This window comes from Pseudorhizobium marinum, from assembly GCF_000705355.1.
GTDB lineage: Bacteria > Pseudomonadota > Alphaproteobacteria > Rhizobiales > Rhizobiaceae > Neorhizobium > Neorhizobium pelagicum.
Window position 1 is genome coordinate 56,641 of record NZ_JMQK01000022.1, and the last position, 22,799, is coordinate 79,439.

Genomic DNA, 22,799 nt, shown 5'->3' on the forward strand with positions numbered 1-22,799 from the left:
CTTGATTGCGGGAGTAGGTGAACGAATGGCCGCCACATACCTTGATAAGCTCAATGATCGCCAAAAGGAGGCGGTCGAGCATGGAGTCGGGCTGCCAGGAGGTGCGATCGGAGGTCCCTTGCTGATCATCGCCGGTGCAGGCTCGGGCAAGACGAACACGCTGGCCCATCGGGTCGCCCATCTCATCGTCAACGGCGCCGATCCGCGGCGGATCTTGCTGATGACCTTCTCGCGCAGAGCCGCGGCAGAAATGACCCGTCGGGTGCAGCGGATCTGCCGGCAGGTGCTTGGAGACAGGGCCGCGCCGCTGGCCGACGGGCTGACCTGGACCGGAACCTTTCATGGCATCGGCGCACGACTGTTGCGTGTCTACGCCGGGCAGATCGGCCTCGATGTCGACTTCAGCATCCATGACCGCGAAGACTCCGCGGACCTTATGAACCTTGTTCGGCATGACCTGGGCTTGTCGAAGACCGAAAATCGCTTCCCGACAAAGAACACCTGCCTTGCGATTTACTCGCGCGTGGTCAATTCGCAGGGTTCACTTCTGGAGGTCTTGAAGTCCTCTTATCCCTGGGTGATCACCTGGGAGCCAGAGCTCAAGACATTGTTTGCGGCCTATGTCGAGGCGAAACAGGCGCAAAGTGTACTCGATTACGATGACCTCCTGCTTTACTGGGCCCAGATGGTGTCGCATCCGGACCTTGCCGAGGACGTCGGCAGCCGCTTCGACCATGTCCTTGTGGATGAGTACCAGGACACCAACCGCCTGCAGGCCTCGATCCTCTTCTCGCTCAAGCCTGGCGGGCGCGGCCTGACCGTGGTTGGCGATGACGCCCAGTCGATCTATTCGTTTCGCGCGGCCACGATCCGCAATATTCTCGACTTCCCCCGCGAATTTTCGCCCAAAGCGGCCGATGTCGTGACGCTGGACAGGAACTACCGGTCTACCGAGACGATCCTGGCGGCTGCCAATGGTGTCATTGACCTGGCACGGGAGCGGTTTACCAAGAACCTGTGGACGGACCGGACATCGCAGCAGCGGCCACTGCTGGTCACAGTGCGCGACGAGGCCGATCAGGCCGCCTACGTCGTCGAGCAGGTGCTGGCCAAACGCGAGATCGGCGTCCCCCTGAAAAGCCAGGCGGTGTTGTTCCGCTCTTCCAGCCACAGCGGCAGCCTCGAAGTGGAGCTGACCCGGCGCAATATTCCCTTCGTCAAGTTCGGCGGTCTGAAGTTCCTCGATTCCGCCCATGTCAAGGATCTGCTGGCGGTGCTTCGCTTTGCCCAGAACCCGAGGGACCGGGTGGCCGGCTTCCGCCTGCTGCAGATGCTGCCGGGCGTGGGTCCCCAGACCGCAGGCAAGATCCTTGAGACGATCGCCGCCGATGCAGAACCGCTGGCGTCCCTTGCGGAAATCCCGCCGCCACCCAAAAGCGGTGAGAACTGGCCGGCTCTTGTGAAGCTGCTTGCGACGCTGCGTCAGTCCGCGGTGGGCTGGCCGAGCGAGATCGCCCTGGCGCGCGACTGGTACGAGCCGCATCTGGAGCGGATCCACGAGGACGCCGACACCCGCAAGGCTGACCTGCTGCAGCTTGAACATATTGCCGGAGGCTATCCCAATCGTGAGCGGTTCCTCACCGAGTTGACGCTCGATCCCCCCGATGCCACCAGCGATCAGGCCGGCGTTCCGCTGCTCGACGAAGACTACCTGATCCTGTCGACCATCCATTCGGCCAAAGGCCAGGAATGGCGGTCGGTGTTCATGCTCAACTGTGTTGATGGCTGCATCCCGTCGGACCTTGCCACGGGAACCACCGCCGAGATCGAGGAAGAACGGCGACTGCTCTATGTCGGAATGACCAGAGCCCGCGACGGTCTGACGCTTGTCACGCCGCAACGCTTCTTCACCGGAGGGCAAAACAGTCAGGGGGATCGTCACGTCTATGCCTCGCGCACCCGCTTCATTCCGGCCACGCTGCTGCAGTTCTTCGAGACCGTCACCTGGCCTCTGGTCGGTGCGGCGGCCGGCGAGAGAAGTGCCCGCGATGTCCGGATCGATGTGGGCGGCCAGATGCGTTCGATGTGGAAATGACGGCCATTGGACAGAAGCAGCCTGCGGAGCGGGTCCGCAAGATCATCCATGTCGACATGGACGCCTTCTACGCCTCCGTTGAGCAGCGCGACGACCCCGATCTGCGCGGCAGGCCGGTTGCGGTCGGCGGTGGTGAGGCCCGAGGCGTCGTGGCGGCCGCCAGCTACGAGGCGCGAAAGTTCGGCGTCCACTCTGCCATGGCTTCGGTGACGGCGAGACGCAAGTGTCCCGAGCTGATTTTCGTGAAGCCAAGGTTCGACGTCTACAAGGCGATATCGCGGCAAATCCGGGAGATCTTCGCCGAGTATACAGATCTCGTCGAACCCCTGTCGCTGGACGAGGCCTACTTGGATGTCACCGAAAACTTCAAGGGGATGGAGCTTGCCAGCGAGATCGCCGAACAGATCCGCGGCAGGATCAGGATCGCAACCGGGCTGACGGCATCCGCCGGGGTCTCCTATAACAAGTTCCTCGCCAAAATGGCCAGCGATCAACGCAAGCCCGATGGCCTGTTCGTCATCTCCCCGAAAAACGGACCCGCTTTTGTCGAGGAGCTGCCGGTGAGCAAGTTCCACGGCGTGGGACCCGCAACGGCGCAGAAGATGCGCCGCCTGGGGATTGAAACCGGCGCGGATCTCAAGGAGAAGCCACTTGCCCTGCTGCAGCAGCATTTTGGCAAGTCCGGGCCCTATTTCTACGGCATCGCCCGGGGGATCGACACGCGCCTGGTGAGGCCTCATCGTGTTCGCAAGTCGGTCGGGGCGGAGGATACATTTTCGAGCGACATCCATCAACTGGGCGAGGCGCTCGACAAGGTCACGCCATTGATCGGCAAGGTCTGGGATTCTTGTCGCAGCGGTGGCTTTTGCGCGCGAACCGTCACGGTCAAGATCAAATACGCGGATTTCAGGCAGGTGACCCGCAGCCGTTCATTGCCTGCGCCGATCGCGTCGGCCGAGGAGATGGCGGCGATCTGCCAGACGATCCTGGCGCAGGAATTCCCGGTGGAAAAAGGCGTGCGCTTGCTGGGTGTCACGCTTTCGTCTTTGGCCACGGACGGCGCGATCGGGACCGGCCAGTTCCGGCTTGACCTATAGGGACGACACGCCAGAGCCGATGGCTCTGGCAAGGGAGGGTTCACCGTGCCACAGAGCATGCGATGCGGTCGGCGACCTCACCCGGCTTGAGACCAGCGCCGGTCGGGACCGCCTCCCCCGCCCGCCATGGGGGCCGTCGGCGCGAAGGGACAATACCTGCACCAGTTCGCCCGCGGCCCGTCCGACGCATGTGCCACCGGCAGTCTAGGCGTCATCGGGGGACGCAGGTGTCCTCGCGCTGAGGATGTCTCGCTTGCCGACGTGGTTCGGCGGCCCCACCAGACCCTCCTGCTCCATGCGCTCGACCAGGGAGGCGGCCCTGTTGTAGCCGATGGAGAGTCGCCGCTGGATGTAGGACGTGGAGCATTTGTTGTCGCGCAGCACGATTTTGACGGCGCGCTCGTAAAGGTCGTCACATCCGGGTTCGGTGCCCATTGCCGTTTCGTCGAAAACGGCGGGATCCTCTTCATGCTCTGCGTCTGCATCGGTCTCTTCGGTCACGCCGCCCAGATAGGAAGGCTGACCCTGAGCCTTGAGGTGGGCGACCACCTTCTCCACTTCATGGTCGGACACAAATGGCCCGTGGACGCGGGCGATGCGGCCACCGCCCACCATATGCAGCATGTCCCCCTGCCCCAGCAGATGTTCGGCGCCCTGCTCTCCCAGGATGGTCCGGCTATCGATCTTCGAGGTGACCTGGAACGAGATGCGGGTGGGAAAGTTTGCCTTGATCGTCCCGGTAATCACATCGACCGACGGTCGTTGCGTGGCCATGATGAGATGGATCCCGGCTGCCCGCGCCATCTGCGCGAGCCGCTGGATTGCCCCTTCGATCTCCTTGCCGGCGACCATCATCAGGTCCGCCATTTCATCGACGATGACGACGATGTAAGGCAGCGACGCCAGATCGAGTTGCTGCTGCTCAAACAGCTCCTGCCCGGTCGATCTGTCGAAACCGCAGGGCACGGTGACAAGGATCGTCTCACCTTTGCTGCGGGCTTCGGCGACCCGCATGTTGAAGCCGTCGATGTTGCGCACCGCCAGTCGCGACATCTTGCGATAGCGGTCTTCCATCTCCCGGACCGCCCACTTCAGGGCCAGGACGGCCTTCTTGGCATCGGTGACCACCGGCGTCAGCAGGTGGGGGATGCCGTCGTAGACCGACAGCTCGAGCATCTTTGGATCCACCATGATCAGGCGGCACTCATCCGGCCTGAGATGATAGATCAGCGACAGGATCATCGTATTGATGGCAACCGATTTGCCTGATCCCGTGGTGCCTGCCACCAGGAGGTGCGGCATCTTAGCCAGGTCTGCGATGACCGGCTCTCCGCCGATCGTCTTGCCCAGGCACAGGGGCAGGCGAAGGTCGGTGCTGATGTAGCTGCGGCTTTCGACGAGTTCCCTGAGAAAGACGGTTTCGCGTTCCGGGTTGGGCAGCTCGATGCCGATGACGTTGCGGCCAGGGACGACGGCCACACGCGCAGACAGGGCCGACATAGATCGGGCAATGTCATCGGACAGATTGATGATCCTGGATGATTTGACACCGGGCGCGGGCTCGAATTCGTAGAGCGTCACCACGGGTCCGGGCCTGACATCGATGATGTCACCCTTGATCCCGAAATCCTCCAGAACGCTTTCCAGCAGGCCGGCACTCTTCTCCAGGCTTTCCGCGCTCATGCCTTCGGATAGTATCGGCATAGCCGGTTGCAACAGGTGCACGGGCGGAAAGCGATAGTCGTCTGAGATGGCGATCTCGCAAGCCGCGAGCGCCAGGGGTTGTGGTCGCCGATACTGCTGTTCCGGCTGGACTTGTGAAGCCGACATGACAGCCGCCTCTGCAGCGGCATGGTTGCGCTGTTGCGTCGTCACAATCCCTGCAACGGGTGCTTTGACGTCGATCTGGCGATAGAAGCGCACGGCCGAGGTGGTTTCCACGGGAACAGCCTGTGGCAGCAGGCGTGAACTGCTGTCGAGCGGCTCAGCAGCCGCAGCCTGGCCTGGAGGGGACTGCGGATGCACACGGTTCTGGAACGGCGCAAGCCTTGCCGGCGCAGGCGGCGGCGCAGGCTGCAACACCTCCTTCGGGTGTGGGGCAAGCTCGGAGGCTCCCAGGCTGAGCATCTCCCACACCAGGTGATCCGGGATTGCAACGCGGCCGGGGGGGCGGGTTCTCGCGGGGGCGGGCGAGATGGTCCGCGCCGGCACCTCGCGCGACGCAGCGGTTGGGTCGACCGTATCGTGCTGCCGTGGCCCGATCCGTGATCGTGAGATTCCCTGCTGAATGCCACCTTGGATGATCGGCTGCGCGGGGGCATCGACACCCTGGTCAGGCCTGTGGCCTGCGGCCTCCAGTGTCTGTTTGAGATGCTGCTGGAGCGCGCGCACGGAAGAAGAGGGCGCGGCTGAAACCACCCCGTTTGGCCCGTCAGCAGGTTCCGGCAGTGTCACGACGGCATTCGGCGGCGGGACTGTAACCGGCAATTCCGGCGTTGCGGTGCAGGAGGCGTTGCGGCTGGGGGTGCGTGTGAAGCGCACATTGGGGCCCAGTACGAAGGCGCGCTGCCATTGGGGAAGCTGGGCCGGATCCAGGATGATCGCATCCGGCATTGCCTCGGCTGGCGCCGGGGCGACATTGGCATCGGCCGGAGCCGACGCCCCGCCCTGGGGCGCAACCTCATGTTCTGGCGTCATCTGGACATCGGAAGGGGACGTTCGGGAAGGCTCTTGCATGCTACGCGAAACCATCAATAGGAGCTGACACACTTGCAGCGTTAATAGAAAGAAAACCTTAACCAGGTGTTGCCAAGGCGACGTATCCGGCGCTCATTTGCGCCAGACAGGCCCCCTGCCCTCTCTCTCGAGAGAATTTTCCTGTTAATGGAATTAATGCTTTAAGGCATATGAGCGACCAAAGACCGCTGCCCGCGAATGCCTTACGGCGTTGGGCTGGAGCATGGGGGATCGCCACCTTCAGGGGGGCCGGGCGGCATCAAGCCCGCGGCCTCGCCAATGGGGAAGAATGGCATTCGGGCGGAAAAGGGTGCCGACGACGCACCCGGTCGCGATCACAGGCGAGAACAGCACCCCTGATGGGTTGGGCCCCTCACCGCTTGGAGGAATCGCTTCCCTCGGCGTTTTGCCGGTACTCCTGGTAGAGGGCAGCCAGTCTGGCTTCGACAAAAGCGCCGAAACGCCTGTCGACCGTCTTGTTGAATGCCAGATTGAGTTTGTCCTCCGTCTCGGTAATCCGGACGGCCTTGGTTCCGTCCGCCGTCTGCCAGGTTTGCGTCCGAGGCTTTGACTTCAGGTGTCGGATCAGGTCGTAGATGGCCTGGAAGCGTGCATCGGAGGACAGTTCGGCGAAGGAGGCGGCCGCGGTGGCTTCTAGCGCCTTGGCCTTCTTCGCGGGATTGTCGAGAAGTTCCGCAAGTTCTGCCCAGCGGGTGCGGCCATAGCCCGGGGCGGCACCAATGAACTCGATCAGCGGCGCGGGCAAGCTTTCCACCAGCGAGATCATCCGGGACAGGGCCGCCTTGTCGACGCCGATGGCCGACATGATGATCTCGCGGCCGAACCCGCGCTGCTCGAGGCGAAAGGCAAAGTAGGCACGCTCGATGAAGGAGAGGTCTGTGCGTGCATTGTTTTCCTGTCCCTGGCTGACCACCAGCTGTTCGTCGCTGAGGTCGCGGACGACCGCCCTCACCTTTCGGTCCAGCAGGCGCACGGCGGCCAGGCGCCGGTGACCATAGGCGACCTGATATCGGCCCGGCTCGTCTGGATGCGGTCGCACGAGGATCGGTACCTGCTGGCCGTTGTCGCGGATCTGCTCGGCCAACAGGGACAGATCCGCCGGCGCAACCGTCAGGCGGTCGACGACGATCGAACTGTCGATGAGATCCGGTTCCAGCTCGACGATCGCCTGTCCGAGGGCCAGCTGCCGTTCAAGCTCGTCGGCGCGATTGGCTTTCTCCGAGATGCCGCCAAGTGTACTCGACAGCGCGCCGACAGGGCCTGCCCGTTTCAACGGACGCTCGAGGGAGGTCAAAGGCCTGGACGGAGGCGCCGCCTGCTCCGTTGGCTCGTGCTTTGCCGTCGGTTCGACGTCCACTCCGAAAACATTCTTGCGTGCCATGTTCTACTTGCGCCCCCAGGTTTGCTTGATGAGGTTTTCGATTTCACCGTTGACCGCGGTCAGCGATTCCAGCGCCCGGTCGTAGGTGCCACGGGTAAACTGGCTTCTGTCGACTTCGTACATCGTCTGCTTGGTCAGGCCTGCATCGGAGATTGCGGTCGACTTCAGCATCGTGTTGTCGAGGACGCGGTTGCCAAAGATGGAGCGCATGAAGCCTGCCATCTGCGACTGCGGTCCGTCGTTGGGTTCGAACCGCGTGATCAGGTATCGCATCCAGTCATAGTCCATGGTGCCGCCTGCCTGCTCGACGACATCCAGAAGGTCCCCGGTCATGTGAAGGAACTGACTCATGGACATCACGTCGAGCATTTGCGGATGCACCGTGATCAGCACGGCCGTGGCAGCACAGAGTGCAGACAGGGTCAGGAAGCCAAGCTGCGGCGGGCAGTCGATGACCACGATGTCGTAAGCGCTCTCGATATCCTCCAGGCAAAGGCCGATGCGGGCAAAGAACATGGAATTGTTGTTGGTGCGCTTGGACAGGGCCTTTGGCGTCTCGTGCTCGAACTCCATGAGCTCGAGATTGCCCGGTATGATGTGGAGATTGGGGGTATAGGTGGCGCGGACCACCTCGGTGATGTCGCGGCGTTCCTCGTCGTAGCGGATCGCGCCGTAGATGGTTTCGTTCTCGCCGACATCGAGCTCCGGCTGGTGCCCAAACAGCGCCGACAGGGAGGCCTGCGGGTCGAGATCGATGGCCAATACCCGGTAGCCTCGCAAAGCCAGATACTGGGCGAGATGTGCGGAGGTGGTGGTCTTGCCCGAGCCACCCTTGAAGTTCATCACCGAAACGACCTGAAGCTTTTCGCCCTCTCGCCGGTGACGGACATATTTGCGAGGCCCCTTCCCTCCGTCGTCGAGGTGCTGGCGCAATGCCTCGATATCCTGGGCCGAATATAGGCGGCGGCCGTTGGCTTGCGGTTCCGGACCGATCCCGTCGGCGACAACCTGCCTGAGGTAGCCTTGGTGGATCCCGATAAAATCGGCCGCTTCGGCGGGCGTGAACTGCCGGATCCCTTTCTGCGCCGTGGGTGGATAGGTGCGCAGCTGGTGAGCCTGAAGCTGTCGCGACAGTTCCGCCGCATCCGCCGATATGATCGAACGGAGCGACTGGTACTCGGCTTTCTGTGCCACTGTCATGGGTTCCTCTCGAAGATCTGCGCAGTTAATGGCTTGAAGATGCGAAATGCGCTGATGCAGTAGAGCCGATCCGGGCGATTCGGGCAAAGCTTTTGTCGGGCCGTGGAGCCGCTTCGCGCGAAGTTGTACATGTACAATTCGCGATTTCGGAGAGGCTCCGATGGCCCGATGCCCTGGATTCACCACGGCAACCCGAGTGCAGAAAGCGCCCATGGCGGTGATGGGTTGTACATGTACAACTGAGCGCCCCCTGCCCCTGTTGTACATGTACAACTGAGAACCCGCTGGCGCTGTTGTACGTGTACAACCGCCGGCTCAGGCAATCGTCTCCGAGTGCCGGCCTGCCGTGCTGCCGCAATCGCTGGCGCCGTGGAGATGGTTCGAAAGACTGCAGGTCACTCCGCGCGGCCCGGAACGTCAGGTCCGCCAGTCAGCTCCTGGCATGCTGTCTTGTCGCCAGACGTCCGCCCGCGAGCCCGCCGGTGTTTCTTCAGGCGCCCGTTTGAACAGCAACGAGCCGGGCACTGGCCAAAACGTGTCTGTGGAGGAGGTTTGGGTGGCGGCGAACGGAGGCTGCGCCACCCTCAGTCCTGTTGGAGCCCGTCAAACACCTCAAGCAGGGCATCGACGACGGCCTGCCCCAGTGCATTGCCGGCCTCGGCAATCTTGCCCTCGTCCATGTCGCGCGCGGCCAGTGCTAGGTCGCCACCCTGGTCAACGACAATGGCTCGTGACCGCTCGATGGCCCATTGGATGAAATCGACCCTGTTTCCAATTGTCGTGGTTTCCATGCAGCCGCCTTAGCAATTTATCAAGGGTGGATGGTCTATAGCTGTGTCAGCGCGATCTGGTTTTGCGTGCGCGCGAATTTCTATGCCCAAGGCGACACCTGCGGTCAAGCAATCGTACAGCAGGTAAGCGTCCCCGCAATGGGCGGCGCTGGAGACACCGACGGGACGCTGGCGCCCGGTCGATCACATAAGCATGACCTTGCATTCGGTCTCCCATGGATGACCGTTCGCATTGAGTCTGACCAAGGGGCTTCGGATGACGGCCTGTTGTGTATCAGGCATCGTGCGCAATCCGCACTCGCGTCCCTGAATGCTTGCGAACATCGGCGCAGCCCAGCCACCTGTTCTCCCGGCTGGCGAGGTTTGAGAGGACGAGGGCCACCGCATCGATCGAAGCGGCGACAGCAGCAGCGGCCGAGGAGATCGCGGCTCTCGATCATTCTGGCGCGGTCGCAGGTCGCCGATGAATTGCCGCGGATGTTCCCAGCCTGTCCTCGTGGCATTCTTGCGTGCAAGGGTGGTTGCCGCGGCGACGACATGGTTTGGGGCGGCTTTGACAGGCGGTGCCCGGGATTGTTTGGCTTCCTTAGAAGCGCGCGTTCAACAGACTGCGTCGCTCGGGATCGGCGGCGTGAGAGCCGGCGCTTGCAAGCAGGTCCGGGGGCTCGAACTGCGGCCCCGACGTCTAGAGAATCCTGTGTCGTCGGGCTGCTTCACCGGGCCCGGCGATGCCTCACTCCGGAGCAACATTGTCCGGTTGCGGCCAGGGGAGGAGAGAGGGGAGTGCCAGCGTCAACCGGGCCCCAGGCAATGAAAGGTCGCAGGCAGTCGCCGCAGCGTCAATGCGCCCATTGTTCTTCCGGCCCTGTGGTTCACGGTTGCGGCATCATCATCGATGGGCCGCCCGACGAGCCGGTCACACCCTCGACAGTGAGAGAGCCATCGAGCGCCTCGGGCCGTACCGCCTGTTCAATGCGGCCATACGGCATCCCGGTACGGTCACGGCCGTGCTGTAGCGTCGCGCTGTGGTGGGCCGTCGAGGACTTTCTTGCCCAGTAACCGAGAAGCGGCTTGATCGTCAGCGGTGGCAGTTGCCAGCGCGCATCCGGCGCCACGGACCATCCTTGATCTTGGGCGACCTGTCACCGTCACGACCTGTCACCGTCACGAGAGGATGCCCTGCAGGAGCAGCTTTCGATTGACAGAGAGCAGAGCTGCCGGTGGCCGTCCCGGATTTGGCCGCTTCGTACGAATTTTGTCGACGGTCGCGCGTGAGGTCGCGGCTTGATGAGGAAGCCTCTGCGTGGCCCTGCCTCAGATCTGCCAGGGGCCCGAACGTGCCACCGCCTGACCGTCGCCTGATGCACCCGGCCTCAGCGGGGAAGGAGGCCAAAACGCTGGGCATCGTCCATAAGAGCACGCACCAAAGAGGGCTGCCATTTCTTGCCTCCTTTCGCGGGGCGTTCTCCCATCTGCTCCAGTTGCGTGCCGATGTCGCGCAGGGATAGATGTGGATCTGCAATGGCGATTGCCGCGACCAGCGTCATCGGATGGTCCTCGGGTCCGCGGCGCGGTGATCGCACCAGCAGCTCCTGTTCAGCAAGCGTCTTGCGGACCATGCGATGGACGGCTCGACGCAGCCGCTCAACAGTCCAGTCCTGGCCGCGGCGGTTGAGCACCCACACGACATTGTCCCAGCTGTGCTGCGGCCGCATTTGCCGCACCAGTGGCAGCCAGGTCTGCGCGGACGCGACGAGCTTGTCGATGTAGATTTTCTCACGGGCCTTGGAGACCGCTTCGATTGCCTCCGGCCGTCGTTCGCGCAGGCCAGGATTGCCGGCAAGCTTGCCACGCGCCTTCGCCGCCTGGATGCCGGCTTTGCTGCGTTCGGCAGTCAGCGCTTTTTCAAGCTGCGCGACCGCACCGAGAACCTGAAGGGCAAACATGCCTCGTGGCGCAGAGGTATCGATAGGATCACCGATTGACCGGAAATGAACGCCGCGTCTTTGAAGATCCTCAATGACCGTCACGAGATCGGTCGCGGAGCGCGCGAGACGGTCGAGGCGGACAACGACCAGGACGTCGCCGGCGACGAGGTCGCCAAGCAGGCGGCTCAGGACGGGAAGCATGCGCGCAGGACCCGGACCATGCTCTTCGAAGATTCGATCGCAGCCTGCGGCTCGCAATGCATCGATCTGCGCATCCTGGACTTCGCCGATCGAGACACGGACGTAGCCAATGAGGCGGCCGGCCCCTGGCGGATGACTGGCAGTTCGTTTTTTCACCATAGCGGCATCGATTGTCACTTCAGATTCGACTGCACTTGAACATGCATCTGAAACAGGGTGGTTGCAAGCGTGGTTTGGGGCGAGAATTGCGGCCCGTCAGACTCTGATCTCCGGTGCGGACGGGCAACGGGGCGTCTATAGAGCCAAACGCGCGCCAGCGGGCCTCTGGAGCCGAAATGGCCGGGGAAAAGCATTGGCTTTGGAGGTGGCCGCGAATGCGAAGGTCGGCCCAGAGCGCTGGACCCGTTTTGGAGAGAAAGAGGGCGGCATGCGCGCGGGGCACGCCTCTGAACCTGTCGCAGGGAGGGCGGTCTTCCCACGTGAGAAGCATAAACTTTGGGTGCCGGCTGACATCGGCAGTCACGGAGGACGAGGCTAATCGATCAGCCGGGTTGCCCGGCTGCTTCTCCGGTTGGCGCTGTTGTAATACGACGAGGCCTGTTGGACCGAGCGATGGCGCGATTGCTCCATGGCTTCCTGTAGCGGGATCCCCCGGTTGGCCGCTTCAGTCAGGTAGCCGGAGCGCAGGCCGTGGGCAGAGTAATCAGCCGCCTCCAGCCCGGCCATCGTCGCTCGATGTTTGACGATGTCATTGATCGCCTTTGGATCGAGTGCACGCTGCGAAACATTGCCCCAACGATCGATGGCGCGGAACACGCTGCCACTGTCGATCCTGGCCTTGGCAAGCCAGGCATTGAGGGCGTCCACCGGGCTACCTACCAGGTAGACGATTTCGTCACTGTCGGCGCCGCTGGTCTTGGTGCGGCCAAGATGGATCGACAGCGAGGGGAGGGGAGGGCCTCTTTCGACGGGGATCGGCGGCTCGACGGTGAGCTGTTCCTTGCGCAACCCCGCGACCTCGCTGCGCCGGCGCCCGCCGGAGGCAAACGCCACCATCAGGATCGCCCGGTCGCGGACGTCGCGCAGGCTGTCCGTAGTGCAAGTTAAAAGCAGTTTCGTCAGGATATCGCCCGTGACGGCCTTGGCGCTTTTGCGCATTCGTGGCCGCGGCCTGGCCCGAACCGCCAGACGGAGGGCTGACTTGAGGGCAGGGGAGGTAAACATGCCCTCTAGCCCGCGCCATTTGGTCAGCGTCGACCATGTGGCCAACCGCCTGCGAACGGTATCGGGGGCATGCGGACCCTCCACCTTGAGGAGACCCTGGTCCCGAAGTGTCTGTTCGACTGCGAGCGGCATGCCGTGCTGCGGGTCTGCCCGGCGTTTTTCCGGGTCCCAGAGATGATGGGCAACAAACTTCAGGAGCAGCGCTTCAGGTGCCGGCCAAGGCAGGGAGGATCCGGTTGCGGCCAGCGACCAGGCCTGCAGATAGGCGAGGTCGGAGGCAAGCGCCCGCAACGTGTTGACGCCCATGCCCTGGTTGACCAGACGACGCAGTGTTTCGACATCCTGGTCTGTGAGGAGCTCCGCCAGCTCGCCGCGGCGTTCGATGGGCAGCACCGCAGCGATCGTGTCCAACGTCTGTGTGCGGTTTTCGATCGAACCTGACGGCGAGCTCCTCATTTCGGCAATCCGTTCTCGTCGCTGGATCGATCAGTTCTTCAAGTCGCCCCGCAGCATCGGCAATTTCCACGAATAACTTCACCGCCGCTGCCCTTTACCAGATCCGCTCATGCAAGATCGCGTCGAACGCCAGATCGGTCGAGACGAAGGCGCAATGCTCTAGCCGCGCCTGGGCGGCGAGAATGCGGTCCCACGGATCGCGGTGATCCCAATCGAAGCTTGCGGCCAGTTCGGCATGCAGATCGCTGATGGCCAAAGTCTGCAGGCCGCTCTCTGTGACGGCTGCCCGCAGCTCCTGCGGCTTGAGATCAAGTTTGTTCAGGCGCATCTTGTTGTCCAATTCATAGAACGTGACCGCACTGACGAGTATAGCATTCGCCTTGTCCTCGATCAGTAATCGTGCCTTCGTGGACAGGCGATCACTGCCGATCGTCCACCAGTAGACGGCATGGCTGTCGAGCAAGACTTTCATTGCGTGCTTTCCTGGCTGCCGGATTTGCCCTGCCAGACGCCGGTATCGTCATTCCAATCGCCAGCGTCGATCGCGGCCTGCTCGGCATCTGTGGTATCGAACAGGTCATTGGGCAAGCCACGGTGGCGCAGCAGGCCAAAGGGACGCTTTCCGCCGCCGGCTGCGGGACCGATACGAGCATAAACCTCGTTTCCGCGCATGATGACGATTTCCTCGCCCTGGTTGGCGCGCTCCAGAACTTCTGCGAACTTCTTGCGGGCTTCGCTGATCTTGTAGCTTGTTTGGGGCATCGGGGACCTCCGAATTTGCTTTGCAGCATTGATACCACCGCTGCACTGTGCGTACAAATATATCGTACACATCACCTCCGATAAGGGGTTTCGGAACGGTCGCGCAGTGTCTGTTCAATCTCAAAGGGCATGCCATGCTGCGGATCTGTCAGCGTTTTTCGCAATCCCACAGGTGATGGGCAACAAATTTGAGGAGCGGTGCTTCGGGCGCCGGCCAGGGCGGGCACGTGCCGGTGGACGCAAGCGACCAAGCCTGCAGTTAGGCGAGATCGGAGGTCAGGGCGCGTAGCGTATTTGGGCCCATGCCGTGGTTGACCAGATGTCGCAGTGTTTCGACATCCTGATCCGTCAGGAGCTCCGCCAGTTCGTCACGCCGATCCACCGGCAAGACGGAGGCGATGGTATCGAGCGTTCGCACCCGACGTTCGACTGAATTGCCTGCCGGACGTTCAGTCGCCACGGGCAAATGGTCCAAGGACGCTGACACCTTCCTTGCGCGCGGCCGCGGCAAGCCTGCGATCAAGCGTCGCAAGCGGCAAACTTCTGTTGCTGGCGAGGTTTAGATAGCTCGCATCGTAGGCGCTGAGAGTGTGCGTGGCTGCCAGGAGCAGGACAGAACTGTCGCCGCCGATCCCGGCATCATCGAGCGGCAGTCGACGCACGCGTTCCATGTTGACGAGTGCGCCGCCACTTGCAATCCGGCCGCGCCGCTCAGACATCGCCAGAATGTTGCGGATCTCGAACCAGAACAGCGAAGGCACAGGGCAGGGATCACGGATCGTCGCGATGACCGACTCCGCTGCTTCGGAAAACTCTTCCGGCAGAATCCAGGCTGCCACCATGGAAGCATCAAGGACAAACATCAGCGACGGCCTTCGTCCCGCCAGGATAGAATCTCTTCATGGGTGGAGGAGGTCGCTTTCGTCCGTGCGGCGCGAACCTCGGCAAGCAGCAGCTGCATGTCGGTCTGCTTGCGCACCCGGGTGATCTGCGCGATGGGATCATTGCCGCGGGCAATGACAAAATCCTCGCCGGCCTCGACACGGGCCAGCACGTCTGAAAGATGGGTCTTTGCTTCGGATACCTTGATCGTCGTCGCCATGCTTCTGAGACCTTGTGGAGCGCTTCACGCGAAAATAGGTGCGTTCATCGGGTTGGTCAACCGGTTGGTCTCATCACCTCCGATAAGGGGTACTTATCGGGGGTCAGCGACCCAAGGCTCATTTATACCACGTCAGGAACCGTATTGGACATCTAGCTTTCGTTTAAGAGATCGTTTACCATAATATCAATGGCTTACGATCTCGCGAAATTGCCCATCCACACCCTGCTGCGGCCCATCTCCGACGCCAGCAGCGCCCTCGCCCGTCTTGATGAGAGGATCTCGCGTTCGCCGGTCGGGGAGGGGTGGCTAGAACGCCAAAATTTCACCGACGCCTGCGCCTCCCTCTGGATCGACGGCGAACTCGTCCACCTCGAAGACCTTGTCCTCCACGACGCCACCAGGGATATCCGCACCCCCACCCACGAACTCACCATCGCCCGCGACGTGCTTCGCACCCGCCGACGCATCGCGTCTCAGAAACCAGGCTGGCCTTTGTCGGAAGACGGCCTGCGCGGCCTGCGCCGGCCGTGGGCCGGGGCATCTTTGGGAAATGCAGGCGCTGGTGTGGCCGACGAAGCCGCCGCGGGTGAGGTGGCTGATGGAGGAGGGGAGGGAGAGGACGGTGATGACGGCCATGATGGCGCCAGTGCCTTCGATGCGGAACTGGCCGCCATCGATGCAGTCCTGGAGCGCTCCGCAGCGGCCATCGAACAGGCAAAGAAGCCTGGCTCCGCAAACAAGCCCGGCCGGGCGCCGGCCGATCCGCTGGTTTATGATCTCGACTGGGACGAGGATTCCAGGCTGGAGGAATGGCGGGGCGTGCTGCGGCAGACAAACGATCTCCCGGCGGTGGTTCGGGCCATCGCCGCCCTCGATGCCTGGAATGAGCTCACCGTCCTCCAACATGCGCCCTGGCTTGGACGGCTGCTGGCCGCCTCGATCCTGCGCCAGGCCGGCATCACCACCCAAAATCATCTCGCCGCGGTCAACCTCGGCCTGAAAACCATCCCCGTCGATCGCCGTCGCCATCGCGATCGGGAAACCCGGCTGCTCGCGATCGCCCACGGGCTGATTGCGGCCGCCGAGATCGGGCTCAAGGAGCACGATCGGCTGGCGCTCGCGAAAAGGCTGATGGAAAGAAAGCTGGAGGGGCGGCGGACATCGTCAAAACTGCCGGAGCTGGTCGAGCTGGTGATGGCAAAGCCGCTGGTGTCGGCCGGGATGGTCGCCAAGACGCTCGAGGTGACGCCTCAAGGGGCGCGGCGGATGGTTTTGGAGCTCGGGCTTCGCGAGATGACGGGGAGGGGGAGGTTTCGGGCGTGGGGTGTGGTCTGACAATAATGAGCATCTTCAGCAAAATGCCGTCGACACGTTTCTCGTGCCTAAGATGTTAGTCAGCCAACTGTTGTCATGGCTATTTCCCCCGCACGAATACCCACCCTCCGTTAATCTTCCACGATCGTGCGAGGCCGCGACCCACGAGACGATTTGCGACACGATTGACGTCCCAGACAAGTTCGTCGATCGCATCGGCCAGTTCCACCGCGTTGCGCGGCTGAACCTCGTCCATTGCGCTGAGAACGGCCACTTCGATCTCGGGATCGTAGGTCGGCTCGCGATTTCCTTCCTCAAAACGGTCGCACCACAATATGTGGCCGCGCCAGACGATGAAGTGGCTTTCGCACCCTCCTTCGCGCCACACTGAGGGAAAGAGGGTAATTCCTCCTTCCCGCATGTCAAAGCGCCATGCCTTGTCGGCGCGACTGTCCAGGTTGATAACTAAGGTCTCGCCGCACCCATCAGGGCACGCCATGACAATCGATCTGGGCCGCGCGCGGAACACCATGGAAGCGTCGCCAGGTGCGCTGAGGGTTGCTTCAGCCTGATCCCTGTACTCGGCATCGCCGACCAACCGGACCATTCGTGCAGGCTCCGTCATTTGTCGCTCCTATTGTGACGTGTCGGCCGGACCGGCAGATTCCAGGTTGGGCCTTTAGCGAAGGCGCCCGTTGACGAGCAGGCCACGCAATTCGGCTGCACGGCGACAGCCATCTCCTTCACTCGGCCGCGAATTCCGTCATAAACCTGGTAGCGTGGTTTGATCGGAACCGGCGTGACAGCCCCGAGCAGCATGGTCATCGAGAGCGAACTCACGGTAGAGTCGATCGACAAGACCGCGGGCTGGGGTTCGCGCTCGCCCTGAACATAGGGGTCCGCCGCGCGCTGCTCTGGCGTCAGCATCTCCCGCCGGATCGCCTCACCGTCGAGCGCGCCCGAGCAGTTCAGGCAAGGAAGTCCGGGCGCAAGCATCTGAACGCGTCCCGTGATGTGGCTGACGGCTCCGTTCGCGATAGTGATGCTGACGCCCATATCGATTACGGGCACCAAATACTGGTAGGCGGCTTGGTTGACGACCGCCCGGCTCGCATGGGAATCTGTGCACAACAGCACGAAATCGAAGGTCGCGATGAGCTTCGCCACCTCCTCGTCGACGATGTCAGCTTGAAGCGGGACCACCGTGGCATCAGGGTTAATGGCGCGGATCATCCTAGCCGCGACCTCGACCTTCGGCTGGCCCACGTCCGAGGGGATGGAGCCGACAAGGCGATTAAGGTTCGTCTCCTCGACTAGGTCGTGATCGATCACCGTGATCCGCGTGGCGCCGAGATGGGCAAGTTGCTGGCACTCGAGCGATCCCGTCCCACCCGCACCGATCACGGCGAAGTGGAGGCGGCGCAGCAGCCGTTGCCCCGGCGCTCCGAATGCCCGAACCTGCCGATCGTCGCGTTCCTGATCGGAGATGCCCTGCATGGGCGAATGGAGCATGAGCCTCTCTCCTACTTCCCATACGTCGATCTCATCGTCGATTCGGAGAGGGCGCGCACGGCAGCCCTGCGGCCCGATCACCAGTGCGACATGTGGCACTGGCGCCGCTCGCCGAACAAAATACGAATCCAGTTCCGTTTCGCCCGCATCGTCGATTGGCGAGAAATGCGGATGGCCAGGGCTGGCGGGATGTGTGTGGATCGCGATGACGGCCATGCCTGTGGCCCGGCTACGGTTTGCAACCTCGATGAGAAAAGACGATTTGAGGATCGCTGATACGCAGGTACGGCTCTCATATGCATCGTCCGGCACGGGTCCGGCGTCGGCGACGATCCATGTGTCGCTATGCGCATCGTGATGGGCATACGCGATGGCACAGCTCTCCAGGCCATTGGCGTCGAGCATCGTCGACGCCAAGTCGGAGTAGAGAGGTGCAGGAAAGCGGACGCGGCTCATTGGACCTGCCTCATTCGATCGATCACCACATTCATCCACGTGGACAGTGTATCGCGGTTGGGGTTCCACGGTCCCGTTAGATGCCAAGAGAACCACAGTGCGGGCTCGACGGTCTCCGGGACGGGAGTTGATGCCGAATTCTGTGGTGAACCTCCATGTGCAAGAAGGAGATCGGGATCCGCCCAGAAGCAGTCGAGCTGCGCAAACGGATATCCTGGCGGGACGATGAAGCGGATGGTGGTCGACGACTTCGACCACCCCTCCGGCAGGCGGACGCCCGGCACGGTGACGAGCGTGGTGCCGCTCGGCAACTGCCGGGTCTCAACGTCGCCGAAGCGCTCCCGCAGCTGCTCCAGCTGCATGTCAAGAACGCCGGGCATCAGCCGAAGTTCGCCTTCGGGACCGACGAGAAGCGGCGGACACCGTGCTTTGGAACGAGGCTTACGGCCTCATCATCGGCGATGATGCGGTCCGGGTCGTCGCCCTCGCCCTGCAGTGACAAGTCATGCTGCGGATCCCAGTCAGGTACCATCGCCTTGATCTGCGCGCCGGTCAGCTTCTTCTTATCGGTCTCATAGGGCTTGCCGTTGACGAAGAAGGTGTAGGTGACCTTGTTGGGCGCCGTGATGAACTTCTCGACGCCGTCTGCGGCGAGATCCGCAGTGGTGCCCGGAAGGGGGCGTAGCGCCTGAATTCGCTCAAGCACGCGGCGTCCTGTGCCACGATCGACGGAATATTCTGCCAGGTGTTGCCGACTTTCCCGGCCAGGACTTCGTCAACGCTCACGCGGAACGTTCGTGCCATGATCTCGCTGGCGGTCTTGGAAGATGTTTCATGGTATTTTCGCAGTAAGCGGAGTTGTGTTTCCAGATCCCGGTACGGATTAAAGCGCTCGTAAGTTGGCCAAATCTCCCTGACGTCGGGAAAAATCGATGCGAAGCCACGGTTCGCCGCCAGTTTATCCTCGTTTTCTCGACCGATATTTGTCCAGAATGCAGCCATGACGGCGTTTGAATAGTCCAGCCCGATGAGATTGCCGTAGATACCTTTGTGAAAGAATATGTTTTCGTGCAGGATCGCTGCGTTCTTCAGGAAGGCATCGGTGTCGAGTCCGCATTTCTCCGCAATATCGATCCCGATGTTGGACAAGAGACCGTTGATCATTCGAATTTCCTCAATTTAATGCGCGCGACGTGCGGCCTAGACTAGAAGCGTTGGTGAAGATTGCCATCGGGCTTTAGAGCCGCGCGACGTTACGCACACTGCCGCGAGTTGAATAACGTTCGCTGAAGAACAGCCGCCAGCACCCTGACTCAAAGGCACGGTGTGTGGTGAGAACCAATCGTAGTCGAGAGGCGGCTCACCTATCGACCGCCGTAATTGAATAACAAGATCAGAACCGTAGAATCCTGTCGGACCAGGCTTCTTGGATGGTCACATATTTTTACGAGCAAATTCAAATTTGTAGATAGAGCGCTAGCAATCGAAACGGAATAAATAGAGTTCAAGTCCCTTCAAGGCGAGGGAGGACAGATTGCGTGTAAGGGGAAATAATCTCCGCCTACACGGGCGCCAGACGTTAGTATCTCATCAAGGCGGCAGTTGAGGAGATGTCTCCCACGGTGAGCATGGGTTCCTCGGGGCGCCGGTGCAACTGCGGCGGGTAGTAAATGGATAAGGCAGTCACGTTAGGCTTCTTTGACCCAGCCTTCATCTTCGAAACACCCGTCGGCGGCACTTTGAGCCTCACGGCACCCGATGAGACTAGTTCAAGGGTAATCCCCCCATTCTTGACGGGGCTCCGCAGTAGAATTCACGCGGCCATTTTCAGTTTCTGTGCGGGCGTTATGCCCCCGATGCCCATGTTGGGCTGCGTATTCCGATGATGCCGGCCACCTATTCCGACGCGAAGCCGGCCACCCATTCCGATTTCATTCCGGCCACCGTTCCGATTTGAAGCCGGCCAGTTGGTGTGCCTCTGGGTCGTCATGTTCTTTGGCTTGAAGCCGCCTGGCGGTCAAGCTTAGGTTGTCGCGGCAGCTGTCATAGAACGCTGCTTTCGCATACTCTCCCCCGTGAGTTCGATGCGGTAAGCATTGTGAACGAGGCGATCGAGGATGGCGTCGGCGATCGTCGGATTGCCGATCATGTCGTACCAGTGCTCGACGGGCACCTGGCTGGTGACGATGGTAGACCGTTTCTCATAGCGGTCTTCAACGATCTCCAGGAGGTCGCGCCGTTGCTCGTCGCTGAGCTTCTCCGGACCCCAGTCATCAAGAATGAGCAGGTCTGTTCTGGCCAGCGCCTTCAGGACCTTCGGGTATCGGCCGTCGCCACGCGCCAGTGCAAGGGTGGCAAACAGTCTGGGCAGGCGATGATAGGCGACGGAGAAGTCCTCGCGGCACGCCTTGTGTCCGAGAGCGCATGCAAGCCAGCTCTTGCCGACGCCGGCGGGTCCGATCATGAGCAGGCTGTGGCGCTGCCGGATCCAGTCACATCCGGCAAGCTTCAGGAACAGATTGCGATCGAGGCCGCGGGTGGCGCGGAAATCGATGTTCTCGATTTGGGCATCATGGCGCAGCTTTGCGGCCCGGGCCCGGGCCTCGAAGCGCTTCTGGCCTCGGGCGGTCGACTCGCGCTCGAGAAGAAGGGCCAGCCACTCACCGTGCTCGAGGTGTCTCGCCTCCGGTTGCGCCTCAAGTTCCTGATAGGCGCTTGCCATGCCGGAAAGGCCGAGTTCGCGCAGCATGTCGATGGTAGGATTGATCAGCATGATGGAAGGTCTCCTCAATGAAAGTAACTGGGACCGCGTAAGTTGGCGTGTTCCACAACGGCGGCAGGTTCGGTGGGAGGTGTTTTGCTTTTGTAGGTGGCGATGAGCGACGCGATGGTCTTGCTGTTCAAGCCGCCAATCTCAACAGCGCGCGCTGAGACGGCCTCGGCGCGGTCCTGGCCGATGTCACGGTAAAGGCGCAGGATCCCGAGGCACGTTCTGAAGCCCTGCTCGGGGTGCGGACGGCTGGCGAGAATGGCGATGATAAGCCCTTCGGTCTGCGGCCCGATAGACGCGCCCCATCGCCGGAAGCGTTCCGGCGTCCACTCTGCATATCGGCGGTGTGAACTGGGCATGTGAGCGGGGTCAGTTCCATAGCGCGGGCCACCATAGCGGCGCTGATGCACCGCAACGCGTTTGCCGCGATGGAAGATCTCGATCATCCGTTCAGTCGCCCGGACATCGACTTGGCTCCGTATGAGGGCATGCGGGACAGAATAGAAGAAGCTCTGGAACTCGACATGGTAATCCGTCGACACCCGCGCCAAGCGCCATTCGGCGAACTCATAATGTTCGCTGGGCAGGCTTGCGAGTGCTGCCTGTTCGACCGTCTCAAAGAGGTTCCGACGACTGACGCCCAACCGGCGCATAACGTGATTGTTGATGCGCTCCAGCATCTGGGCGATTGCGGCATTGGCCTCGGCGAGCGAGAAGAATGTCTGCTTGCGAAGACGGCCGAGAATACAGCTCTGGGCGAACTTCACGCCATTCTCCACCTTGGCCTTGTCCTTCGGGCGTCGCGGACGTGCTGGCAGGACACCGACGCCATAATGAGCAGCCATGACCCCATAGCTGCGATTGATCTCAGGATCGTAGAAGCTGGCGCGGTTGACGCCGGACTTCAGATTATCGGGCACGATCAGGCGGGGCACGCCGTCGAAGAACATGAACATGCGCACATGTGAACCGATCCAGTCTGGCAGGGCCTGGGTCCATGTGGCTTCCGCATATGTGTAGCTCGACGCGCCGAGCACGCCGAGGAACAGTTCCGCCTCGCGGATCTCGCCGGTCTTGCGATCGACGATAGGCACGCGTTTGCCGGAGTAATCCACAAAGACTTTGTCGCCAGCGACGTGTTCCTGGCGCATCGTCGGTGACAAGCGCTTCTCAAAGCCACGGAACAGCTCGCAAAAGCGGCTATATCCATACCCATCCGGATGGATGCTGCGGTATTCCTCCCAAAGTATCAGCAGCGTCACGCCTGGCTTCTTCAGCTCGATCGAAAGCGGGCCCCAATCGGGCTCTTGCCGCAATCGCTGGCCTTGCTTAACGCCGGGATGGACGAAAAGCTTGGCCTCAAGGACATCGTCTGTCAGGTCGCTGGCGAGGGGCCAACTCAACCCGACCATCGCAGCTCGCTTCAGGTTGTCCTGCACGGTGCTGCGGGCAATGCCAAGCATCACCGCGATCTCGCGGCTACTCGTTCCGCTACCCGCAAGCCGCAGCATTTGTCGTATGTGTCGCATGGTCAGCTTTCTTTTTGCAGGCATTAAATTCCCCTCGTGGATATCGAGGGGACACATGCCAAGGTTGCTGACCCAGGGGAACTTGAGTGCCGGAAACTGGCCGGTTATTGATTGGAATGGTGGCCGGCTTCAAATCGGAACGGTGGCCGGTTAATGATCGGAATGGCGGCCGGCTTCAGAGCGGAATCCGCATGTTGGGCCGTTCGTTGTTGTAGGTCCAG

Annotated in this window: 20 protein-coding genes and 1 pseudogene; 3 read left to right on the top strand and 18 right to left on the bottom strand. The window is 61.8% G+C overall.

All coding sequences use genetic code 11. The annotated features are described in order from the left end of the window. Window positions 1-25: 25 nt before the first annotated feature. Window positions 26-2,095: an ATP-dependent helicase gene (locus EO99_RS0120950; RefSeq protein WP_029620536.1), complete on the top strand. Its 2,070-nt coding sequence runs from the start codon at window positions 26-28 to the stop codon at window positions 2,093-2,095. After that, window positions 2,092-3,192, top strand: coding sequence for a DNA polymerase IV (gene dinB, locus EO99_RS0120955; protein WP_037112636.1), 1,101 nt, complete (start codon window positions 2,092-2,094; stop codon window positions 3,190-3,192). The genes EO99_RS0120950 and dinB overlap by 4 nt, the downstream gene beginning before the upstream one ends. A gap of 204 nt (window positions 3,193-3,396) precedes the next feature. Here dinB and EO99_RS0120960 read toward each other — a convergent pair whose 3' ends face one another. From EO99_RS0120960 to EO99_RS0121010, 12 genes and pseudogenes are all read right to left on the bottom strand, one after another. Next, complete coding sequence (locus tag EO99_RS0120960) at window positions 3,397-5,889, bottom strand: DNA translocase FtsK (RefSeq protein WP_051680005.1); 2,493 nt, start codon at window positions 5,887-5,889, stop codon at window positions 3,397-3,399. A gap of 412 nt (window positions 5,890-6,301) precedes the next feature. Beyond that, a complete protein-coding gene (repB, locus tag EO99_RS0120965) occupies window positions 6,302-7,330 on the bottom strand; it encodes a plasmid partitioning protein RepB (protein ID WP_029620539.1) in 1,029 nt (342 codons plus the stop codon). Window positions 7,331-7,333: 3 nt separating this feature from the next. Next, a complete protein-coding gene (gene repA, locus EO99_RS0120970; RefSeq protein ID WP_029620540.1) occupies window positions 7,334-8,530 on the bottom strand; it encodes a plasmid partitioning protein RepA in 1,197 nt (398 codons plus the stop codon). Window positions 8,531-9,114: 584 nt separating this feature from the next. Continuing rightward, complete coding sequence (locus EO99_RS0120975) at window positions 9,115-9,321, bottom strand: hypothetical protein (RefSeq protein ID WP_029620541.1); 207 nt, start codon at window positions 9,319-9,321, stop codon at window positions 9,115-9,117. 872 nt (window positions 9,322-10,193) lie between these two features. After that, complete coding sequence (locus EO99_RS27635; RefSeq protein ID WP_156034932.1) at window positions 10,194-10,436, bottom strand: hypothetical protein; 243 nt, start codon at window positions 10,434-10,436, stop codon at window positions 10,194-10,196. Between the two features lie 258 nt (window positions 10,437-10,694). Beyond that, window positions 10,695-11,609, bottom strand: coding sequence for a recombinase family protein (locus tag EO99_RS0120980; RefSeq protein ID WP_029620542.1), 915 nt, complete (start codon window positions 11,607-11,609; stop codon window positions 10,695-10,697). A gap of 375 nt (window positions 11,610-11,984) precedes the next feature. Then, window positions 11,985-13,130 (bottom strand): site-specific integrase, encoded by a 1,146-nt coding sequence (locus EO99_RS0120985; RefSeq protein WP_029620543.1) that lies wholly within the window; start codon window positions 13,128-13,130, stop codon window positions 11,985-11,987. Window positions 13,131-13,224: 94 nt separating this feature from the next. Continuing rightward, complete coding sequence (locus EO99_RS0120990; protein WP_029620544.1) at window positions 13,225-13,602, bottom strand: type II toxin-antitoxin system VapC family toxin; 378 nt, start codon at window positions 13,600-13,602, stop codon at window positions 13,225-13,227. Then, entirely contained in the window at window positions 13,599-13,892 is a 294-nt protein-coding gene (locus tag EO99_RS0120995; protein ID WP_029620545.1) for a type II toxin-antitoxin system Phd/YefM family antitoxin, read from the bottom strand. The genes EO99_RS0120990 and EO99_RS0120995 overlap by 4 nt, the downstream gene beginning before the upstream one ends. A 95-nt stretch (window positions 13,893-13,987) precedes the next feature. Continuing rightward, a pseudogene (locus EO99_RS26940) lies at window positions 13,988-14,352 on the bottom strand (integrase); the annotation flags it as partial. Then, window positions 14,342-14,755 carry a type II toxin-antitoxin system VapC family toxin gene (locus EO99_RS0121005; RefSeq protein ID WP_029620547.1) on the bottom strand — a complete coding sequence of 138 codons (414 nt, stop codon included), beginning with the start codon at window positions 14,753-14,755 and terminating at the stop codon, window positions 14,342-14,344. The gene EO99_RS0121005 and the pseudogene EO99_RS26940, both read right to left, overlap by 11 nt. Continuing rightward, window positions 14,755-14,994, bottom strand: coding sequence for a type II toxin-antitoxin system Phd/YefM family antitoxin (locus EO99_RS0121010; RefSeq protein ID WP_029620548.1), 240 nt, complete (start codon window positions 14,992-14,994; stop codon window positions 14,755-14,757). The genes EO99_RS0121005 and EO99_RS0121010 overlap by 1 nt, the downstream gene beginning before the upstream one ends. A gap of 180 nt (window positions 14,995-15,174) precedes the next feature. Between EO99_RS0121010 and EO99_RS0121015 the strand changes: the two genes are divergently transcribed. Beyond that, the gene (locus EO99_RS0121015) at window positions 15,175-16,332 is read left to right on the top strand and encodes an RHE_PE00001 family protein (protein WP_029620549.1); all 1,158 of its coding nucleotides are present in this window, start codon (window positions 15,175-15,177) and stop codon (window positions 16,330-16,332) included. 79 nt (window positions 16,333-16,411) lie between these two features. On the opposite strand, the gene EO99_RS26000 is transcribed toward EO99_RS0121015, so the two are convergent. The 6 genes from EO99_RS26000 to istA all read right to left on the bottom strand — a co-directional run bounded on the left by EO99_RS26000 (window position 16,412) and on the right by istA (window position 22,578). Beyond that, on the bottom strand, window positions 16,412-16,936 hold the full coding sequence (locus EO99_RS26000) for a DUF6527 family protein (protein ID WP_037112642.1): 525 nt from the start codon (window positions 16,934-16,936) through the stop codon (window positions 16,412-16,414). Beyond that, complete coding sequence (locus EO99_RS0121025) at window positions 16,933-18,279, bottom strand: HesA/MoeB/ThiF family protein (RefSeq protein WP_029620551.1); 1,347 nt, start codon at window positions 18,277-18,279, stop codon at window positions 16,933-16,935. Before EO99_RS0121025 ends, EO99_RS26000 begins: the two co-directional genes overlap by 4 nt. Next, window positions 18,276-18,659 (bottom strand): E2/UBC family protein, encoded by a 384-nt coding sequence (locus tag EO99_RS0121030; RefSeq protein WP_029620552.1) that lies wholly within the window; start codon window positions 18,657-18,659, stop codon window positions 18,276-18,278. The genes EO99_RS0121025 and EO99_RS0121030 overlap by 4 nt, the downstream gene beginning before the upstream one ends. Further along, window positions 18,659-18,985, bottom strand: coding sequence for a multiubiquitin domain-containing protein (locus EO99_RS0121035; RefSeq protein ID WP_029620553.1), 327 nt, complete (start codon window positions 18,983-18,985; stop codon window positions 18,659-18,661). The genes EO99_RS0121030 and EO99_RS0121035 overlap by 1 nt, the downstream gene beginning before the upstream one ends. 1,317 nt (window positions 18,986-20,302) lie before the next feature. After that, on the bottom strand, window positions 20,303-21,052 hold the full coding sequence (istB, locus tag EO99_RS0121040) for an IS21-like element helper ATPase IstB (protein ID WP_029620554.1): 750 nt from the start codon (window positions 21,050-21,052) through the stop codon (window positions 20,303-20,305). A 14-nt stretch (window positions 21,053-21,066) separates the two neighbouring features. After that, a complete protein-coding gene (gene istA, locus EO99_RS0121045) occupies window positions 21,067-22,578 on the bottom strand; it encodes an IS21 family transposase (RefSeq protein ID WP_082178866.1) in 1,512 nt (503 codons plus the stop codon). Window positions 22,579-22,799 lie beyond the last annotated feature (221 nt).

Bases quoted from the DNA above. Each gene is read 5' to 3' on its own strand.
- EO99_RS0120950 (WP_029620536.1), top strand. From the start codon at position 26: ATGGCCGCCACATACCTTGATAAGCTCAATGATCGCCAAAAGGAGGCG.
- dinB (WP_037112636.1), top strand. From the start codon at position 2,092: ATGACGGCCATTGGACAGAAGCAGCCTGCGGAGCGGGTCCGCAAGATC.
- EO99_RS0120960 (WP_051680005.1), bottom strand. From the start codon at position 5,889: ATGACGCCAGAACATGAGGTTGCGCCCCAGGGCGGGGCGTCGGCTCCG.
- repB (WP_029620539.1), bottom strand. From the start codon at position 7,330: ATGGCACGCAAGAATGTTTTCGGAGTGGACGTCGAACCGACGGCAAAG.
- repA (WP_029620540.1), bottom strand. From the start codon at position 8,530: ATGACAGTGGCACAGAAAGCCGAGTACCAGTCGCTCCGTTCGATCATA.
- EO99_RS0120975 (WP_029620541.1), bottom strand. From the start codon at position 9,321: ATGGAAACCACGACAATTGGAAACAGGGTCGATTTCATCCAATGGGCC.
- EO99_RS0120980 (WP_029620542.1), bottom strand. From the start codon at position 11,609: ATGGTGAAAAAACGAACTGCCAGTCATCCGCCAGGGGCCGGCCGCCTC.
- EO99_RS0120985 (WP_029620543.1), bottom strand. From the start codon at position 13,130: ATGAGGAGCTCGCCGTCAGGTTCGATCGAAAACCGCACACAGACGTTG.
- EO99_RS0120990 (WP_029620544.1), bottom strand. From the start codon at position 13,602: ATGAAAGTCTTGCTCGACAGCCATGCCGTCTACTGGTGGACGATCGGC.
- EO99_RS0120995 (WP_029620545.1), bottom strand. From the start codon at position 13,892: ATGCCCCAAACAAGCTACAAGATCAGCGAAGCCCGCAAGAAGTTCGCA.
- EO99_RS0121005 (WP_029620547.1), bottom strand. From the start codon at position 14,755: ATGTTTGTCCTTGATGCTTCCATGGTGGCAGCCTGGATTCTGCCGGAA.
- EO99_RS0121010 (WP_029620548.1), bottom strand. From the start codon at position 14,994: ATGGCGACGACGATCAAGGTATCCGAAGCAAAGACCCATCTTTCAGAC.
- EO99_RS26000 (WP_037112642.1), bottom strand. From the start codon at position 16,936: ATGACGGAGCCTGCACGAATGGTCCGGTTGGTCGGCGATGCCGAGTAC.
- EO99_RS0121025 (WP_029620551.1), bottom strand. From the start codon at position 18,279: ATGAGCCGCGTCCGCTTTCCTGCACCTCTCTACTCCGACTTGGCGTCG.
- EO99_RS0121030 (WP_029620552.1), bottom strand. From the start codon at position 18,659: ATGCCCGGCGTTCTTGACATGCAGCTGGAGCAGCTGCGGGAGCGCTTC.
- istB (WP_029620554.1), bottom strand. From the start codon at position 21,052: ATGCTGATCAATCCTACCATCGACATGCTGCGCGAACTCGGCCTTTCC.
- istA (WP_082178866.1), bottom strand. From the start codon at position 22,578: ATGCGACACATACGACAAATGCTGCGGCTTGCGGGTAGCGGAACGAGT.